This window comes from Sphingomonas sp. (assembly GCF_013816785.1).
In the GTDB taxonomy this organism is placed as follows: domain Bacteria; phylum Pseudomonadota; class Alphaproteobacteria; order Sphingomonadales; family Sphingomonadaceae; genus Sphingomicrobium.
This window is the reverse complement of the sequence record NZ_JACDDV010000027.1, coordinates 23,766-29,950: the sequence shown is the minus strand read 5'-3', so window position 1 is coordinate 29,950 and position 6,185 is coordinate 23,766. Positions and strand designations below refer to the sequence as shown.

Sequence of the window (6,185 nt, the reverse complement as noted above, 5' to 3'; positions counted from 1 at the left end):
GGGGCATGGTCAGACTCCGATCTTCCCCTCTCCCACCGGGAGAGGGAGGGGGCCAGCCATCGGCTGGGAGGGTGAGGGCGATAGAGCGGCGGCGGTAGTGTCGAGCACTGCCTCAGCATTGCCCATGACATCGTTGTTCCAGAAGCGCAGCAGGCGGTAGCCCTGGGCCTCGATGAAGCGGGTGCGGACGGCATCGACCTCGGGGCTGTGCTGGCCACCGTCGAGTTCGATGACGACCCGCTCCGCATAACAGGCGAAATCGGCGAAGTAAGGGCCGATCGGCATCTGACGCCGCCACTTGAACGCGCCCAATTTCTCGCGGAGCGCGCGCCACAGCAGTTTCTCAGCGTCGGTTGCATCGCCGCGCAATTGGCGGGCGCGGAGCGAGGCGCCGGTGCGGGCGCGATCGTAGGTCTTCACGGCCTCACCCTCCCGCCGCTTCGCGGCTCCTTCCCTCTCCCTCAAGGGGAGAGGGATTTGGCCTCCCTCCCCATCGCTGCGCTGCGCCTGCCTGCCACCGTCACCCACACCCTCAACCGGCTTGGCCTCAAGACCATCGGCGCGCTCGCCGGCGTTCCCCGCCGCAGCCTCGCCCGACGGTTTCGGGAGGCGGACAACCCGATCGATGCGCTCGACCGGATGCTGGGACGGTTGCCAGAGCCGCTCAGCGCGGCGCCCTACGAGTCGCCGCCGCGTGCCCTGCTCCGGCTGGCCGAGCCGGTCGTGCATCCCGAGGCGGCAATGCAGGCGCTCGATCAGCTGCTGGCCGGGCTGACCGGACAATTGGAGGCGCGCAAGCTCGGTGTGCGGCGGCTGTTGCTGGCCGGCTACCGGGTCGACGGCGAGGTGGTCGCGGTGGCGGCCTCGACCGCGCTGGCGACGCGCGAGGCGGGTCATTTGCGGCGGCTGCTGGCCGACAAGGCGGGCATGCTCGATCCGGGGTTCGGGTTCGACGCGTTCGTGCTCGAGGCGAGCTGGTGCGAGCCGCTGGGGGCAATGCAAGACGGGCTGATCGGCGGAGCGCCGCCGGGACTCGAGGTAGCGCGGCTGGTTGACCGGCTGAGCGTCAAGCTGGGCGCGGACAAGGTGCGCCGGCCCAAGGCGCGCGCGAGCCATGTGCCGGAAAGGGCGAGCGGATGGCGCGTGGGGATACTCCCTCTCCCGCAGGCGGGAGGGGGTCGGGGGGAGGGGCTGCCCCTTCCAGCCAAGAACAGACCCTCCCCTAAACCCTCCCGCTTGCGGAAGGGGGATTTAGCGCCCCGCCCCCACCACCTGCTCGACACGCCCGAGGCGATCGGGGTGATTTATGCGACCCCCGAAGGCCTGCCGCGGCGGTTCACCTGGCGACGCAAGGTGCATGACGTGACCCGCGCCGAGGGACCCGAGCGGATTTCGCCCGAATGGTGGCGCGCGCGGGGCAATGCGCGGCTGCGCGATTATTACCGGGTCGAGGACCGCGACGGGCGGCGCTTCTGGATTTTCCGCGAAGGGCTGCACGGCGATGGCCGTGGCGGCGATCCGGCGTGGTTTGTCCACGGGCTGTTCGGCTGATGCCCGAAACTTCATCTTTCGCCCGCAAGAAGCTGGTCCGCGACGGACCGGTCGAAGCGATTCCGCCGAGCGCCTTCGTCGAGCTGGGGGTGACGACGCCCTTCTCGTTTTTGCGCGGAGCGTCGGATGCGATCGAGCTGGCGCTGATCGCGCTCGATCTCGGCATGGATGCGATCGGCGTGGCCGACCGCAACACGCTGGCCGGGGTGGTGCGGATGCACAGCGCGGCCAAGGGGGCGGGGTTGCGCCCGCTGATTGGGTGCCGGCTGGACCTGGTCGATTGCCCTTCCCTTCTCGCTTACCCGAAGGATCGCGAGGCGTACGGGCGGCTGTCGCGGCTGCTGAGTCTGGGCAAGATGCGGTGCGACAAGGGCGAGTGCGACCTGACCCTGTCCGAAGCCGCGCTCCATGCCGAGGGAATCGCCTTCATCGCCATGCCCGACGACAATTTCGACGAGTTCGAGGCGGCGTTGCCCTCGCTGGTCGAAGCGCTGCCAGGGATGCGGCAGGTCGCGGCGGCGCATCATTATCGCGGCGACGATCTGGCGCGGATCGAGCGGTTGGACAGGATGGCCAAGGCGCATGGCTTGAGCATCCTGGCGACCAATGACGTTCATTATCATGAAGCGAGCCGGCGGCCGTTGCAGGACGTGATGGCCTGCATCCGCGAGAAGGTGACGCTAGGCACCGCGGGCTATCTGCTCAACCCCAATGCCGAGCGGCATTTGAAGGGCCCGGCGGAGATGATGCGGCTGTTCGCGCGCTGGCCGCACGCGATCGCCGCGACGCGCGACTTCGCCGACGCGCTCGATTTCTCGCTCGACGAGCTTCGCTACGAATATCCGCGCGAGAGCGTGCCCGAGGGGCGCACGCCGCAGCGCCAGGTCGAGCATCTGACCTGGGTTGGAGCGTCGCGGCGCTGGCCCGAGGGCGTGCCGCCGGCGATCGTGAAGCAATTGAAGCATGAGCTGAAGCTGATCGCGAAGCTCGATTTCGCGCGATACTTTCTGACGGTCCACGACATCGTCGCCTTCGCGCGCTCATTGGAGCCGCCGATCCTGTGCCAGGGGCGCGGGTCGGCGGCCAACAGCGCGGTCTGTTACTGCCTGAGGATCACCGCGGTCGACCCATCGACCAACAGCCTGTTGTTCGAGCGCTTCATCAGCGAGGAGCGCAAGGAGCCGCCCGACATCGACGTCGATTTCGAACATGAGCGGCGCGAGGAAGTGATCCAGCACATCTATCAGAAATATGGCCGCGACCGGGCGGGGATCGCGGCGACGGTGATCCATTACCGCCCGCGCTCGGCGATCCGCGAGGTCGGCAAGGTGATGGGGCTGTCCGAAGACGTCACCTCGGCGATCGCCAGCTCGCACTGGGGCAGCATGGAGGCCGACATCGAGGAAGAGCGGATCGGCGAGGCGGGGCTCGATTTTTCCGACCCGCATCTGCGCCGGACGATCAAGTTGGCACGGCAGCTGATCGGAATGCCGCGCCATTTGTCGCAGCATGTCGGCGGTTTCATCCTGACCGAGCGCCCGCTGACCGAGACGGTGCCGGTCGGCAACGGCGCGATGGATGACCGCACCTTCATCGAATGGGACAAGGACGATATCGAGGAATTGGGCATCCTCAAGATCGATGTGCTGGCGCTCGGTATGCTGACCTGCATCCGGAAAGCATTCGACCTGATCGAGCAGCATCATGGCGAGCGGTTCGACCTTGCCACCGTCCCGCGCGAAGTGCCGCAGGTTTACGACATGCTGTGCAAGCGGGACTCGCTCGGCGTGTTCCAGGTCGAGAGCCGGGCGCAAATGAACATGCTGCCGCGATTGAAGCCGCGCTGCTTCTACGACCTGGTGATCGAGGTGGCGATCGTCCGGCCAGGGCCGATCCAAGGCGACATGGTCCACCCTTACCTCAGGCGGCGCTCGGGGAAGGAGCCAGTGACCTTTCCCTGCCCCTCACCCGATCATGGCCCAGCCGACGAGCTGGAAAAAATCCTGGGGCGCACGCTGGGCGTCCCAATCTTCCAGGAGCAGGCGATGAAGATCGCGCTCGACGCGGCCAGGTTCAGCCCGGACGAGGCCAACCAGCTGCGCAAGGCGATGGCGACCTTCCGCTCACGCGGCGATATTTCCTTGCTGCAGGACAAAATGGTCGGGCGGATGGTGACGCGCGGCTACGACCCCGAGTTCGCTCAACGCTGCTTCGACCAGATCAAGGGGTTCGGGGAATATGGCTTCCCCGAAAGCCACTCGGCGAGCTTCGCCCACCTGGTCTACGTGTCGAGCTGGATCAAATGGAAATATTCAGCGGCGTTCGCGGCCGCGCTTTTGAACTCGCAGCCAATGGGTTTTTACGCGCCGGCGCAGATCGTCCGCGATGCAAGGGAACATGGGGTCGAGGTGCGGGGGGTGGATGTCAATCATTCCGACTGGGATTGCACGCTTGAACTCCCCTCCCGCGAGCGGGAGGGGAGAATCTTGAGGTTAGGCCTTCGCCAGGTCGAGGGGCTTCGGCTGAATGCGGCGACGCGGATCGTCGCGGCTCGGGGGGACACGCCTTACGCTACTGTCGAGGACTTGAAGAACCGCTCGGGCGCGGGCGTCGCGGCGATCGAGCGGCTGGCGGAGGCAGATGGGTTCCGGTCGATCAAGATGGATCGGCGCGGAGCGTTGTGGGACGCGCGGGCGCTCAAGGGCTCGCCCGATTTGCCACTGTTCGCTCACGCCGAGGCGCGCGACGAAGGATGGGAGGTCGAGCAGGTGCGACTGCCGGCGATGCCGCTTAGCGAGCATGTCGTTAGCGACTACCAGACCACGCGGCTTTCCCTAAAAGCACATCCGCTGACCTTCCTGCGTGAACATTATGCGCCGCGCGGGTTCGTCCTGGCCCATCAATTGCGCGATCTGCGCAACGGCCGCCGTGTCAGCCTGGCCGGCCTCGTCCTGATCCGCCAGCGGCCGGGAAGCGCCAAGGGGGTGTGCTTCATCACGCTGGAGGATGAGACCGGGATCGCCAACCTGGTCGTCTGGCCCGATGTGTTTGCGGCGCAGCGCAGGGTCGTGATGGGCGCGCGGCTGATGGTTGTGCATGGCGTGGTCCAGAAGAATGAGGATGTGATCCATGTCGTCGCCGCGCGGCTGGAGGACGACACGACGATGCTGCGGAGCTTGAGCGAAGAGGCGATGCCATCGACCCTCAACCAGGGCGATGGCGGTGGTAGCTGGAAGGCGCCAACCCCCGGGCATCCGAGGGACGTGAACTGCATACCCAAAAGCCGCGATTTTCATTGAGCCCGACAGCAATGGCCCTACTGTGTTGGCAGCGAGCGCAGCCAATTAGCCTGCCCGATGTTTAAGCCCTTGCCAGACAAGAGTCTGCTGCGAAGCCCAGGCGGCGGCGCGGCAGCCCTTTTTCGGAAGAATCAATTAAAGCATGGCACTCGCCGACTATCTCAAATTCGCTTCGACGGACCTGGCGATCGATCTGGGAACGGCCAATACGGTCGTTTACCTGCGCGACCGCGGCATCGTGCTCAACGAGCCTTCGGTCGTGGCGATGGAAATCGTCAACGGGACAAGGCGTGTTCGCGCGGTGGGCGGCGACGCCAAGCTGATGATGGGCAAGACCCCCGATTATATCAAAACCATCCGGCCGCTGCGCAACGGCGTCATCGCCGACCTCGAGGTCGCCGAACAGATGATCAAACATTTCATTCAGAAGGCCAGCGGCGGGCGAAAGCGGCTGTTCGGCGGGCCCGAGATCGCGATCTGCGTGCCGTCGGGATCAACCCAGGTCGAGCGGCGTGCAATCCGCGACGCCGTATCGAACGCGGGCGCGCGCCGTGTGTGGCTGATCGACGAGCCAATGGCCGCGGCGATCGGCGCCAATGTACCGGTGATCGAGCCCAAGGGATCGATGGTGGTGGATATCGGCGGCGGTACGACCGAGGTCGGCGTCATCTCGCTGCGCGGGATGACCTACAGCATGTCCGTCCGCGTCGGCGGCGACAAGATGGACGAGGCGATCTCTTCCTACGTCCGCCGCAATCATAACCTGCTGATCGGCGATGCCACCGCCGAGCGGGTCAAGAAAGAGGTCGGCAGCGCGCGAATCCCCGATGGACAGGCGGCGGCGGCGGTTCTCATCCGCGGTCGTGACGTCGCCCGGGGCGTGCCGAGGGAGATCGAAATCACCCAAACAGGCCTGACCGAAGCGCTGAGCGAGCCGGTCGGCCAGATTGTCCACGCGGTCCGCCAGGCACTCGAGAACACTGCGCCCGAGATCGCCGCCGATATCATCGACGAAGGCATCGTCATGACCGGGGGTGGGTCGCTGCTGCGCGAAATCGACACCGTCCTCGCCGACGAGACCGGGTTGCCCGTCCGGATTGCCGATAATCCGCTGAACTGCGTCGCTCTCGGCGCCGGCCGCGCGCTCGAGGATCCGGAGTATCGCGGCGTGCTCTATTCGGTCTAGCGGCGGTCGAGCTGCATTCCCAAGTCGCGGGATTTTCATTGAGCATTGGCGTTTTTGTTTAATTACCGTTAAGCACATGTGTTGATCTCTTCATGAGACGCGTCTCACGTGGAAGAACAGCCGGACTGCCAGGGGGCAGGTCGAAGCGG

The 6,185-nt window shown here is 65.9% G+C and carries 4 protein-coding genes; 3 read left to right on the top strand and 1 reads right to left on the bottom strand.

Annotated elements, in window-relative coordinates; all coding sequences use genetic code 11:
- Nucleotides 1–9 precede the first annotated feature (9 nt).
- Entirely contained in the window at nt 10–420 is a 411-nt protein-coding gene (locus H0W65_RS07275) for an endonuclease domain-containing protein (RefSeq protein WP_294005935.1), read from the bottom strand.
- A gap of 57 nt (nt 421–477) precedes the next feature.
- Here H0W65_RS07275 and H0W65_RS07270 point away from each other — a divergent pair, with 57 nt between their 5' ends.
- The 3 genes from H0W65_RS07270 to H0W65_RS07260 all read left to right on the top strand — a co-directional run bounded on the left by H0W65_RS07270 (nt 478) and on the right by H0W65_RS07260 (nt 6,036).
- The gene (locus H0W65_RS07270; RefSeq protein WP_294005932.1) at nt 478–1,551 is read left to right on the top strand and encodes a DNA polymerase Y family protein; all 1,074 of its coding nucleotides are present in this window, start codon (nt 478–480) and stop codon (nt 1,549–1,551) included.
- Complete coding sequence (locus tag H0W65_RS07265) at nt 1,551–4,850, top strand: error-prone DNA polymerase (RefSeq protein WP_294005929.1); 3,300 nt, start codon at nt 1,551–1,553, stop codon at nt 4,848–4,850. Before H0W65_RS07270 ends, H0W65_RS07265 begins: the two co-directional genes overlap by 1 nt.
- 142 nt (nt 4,851–4,992) lie before the next feature.
- Complete coding sequence (locus H0W65_RS07260) at nt 4,993–6,036, top strand: rod shape-determining protein (RefSeq protein ID WP_294005927.1); 1,044 nt, start codon at nt 4,993–4,995, stop codon at nt 6,034–6,036.
- The last annotated feature ends 149 nt before the right edge of the window (nt 6,037–6,185 follow it).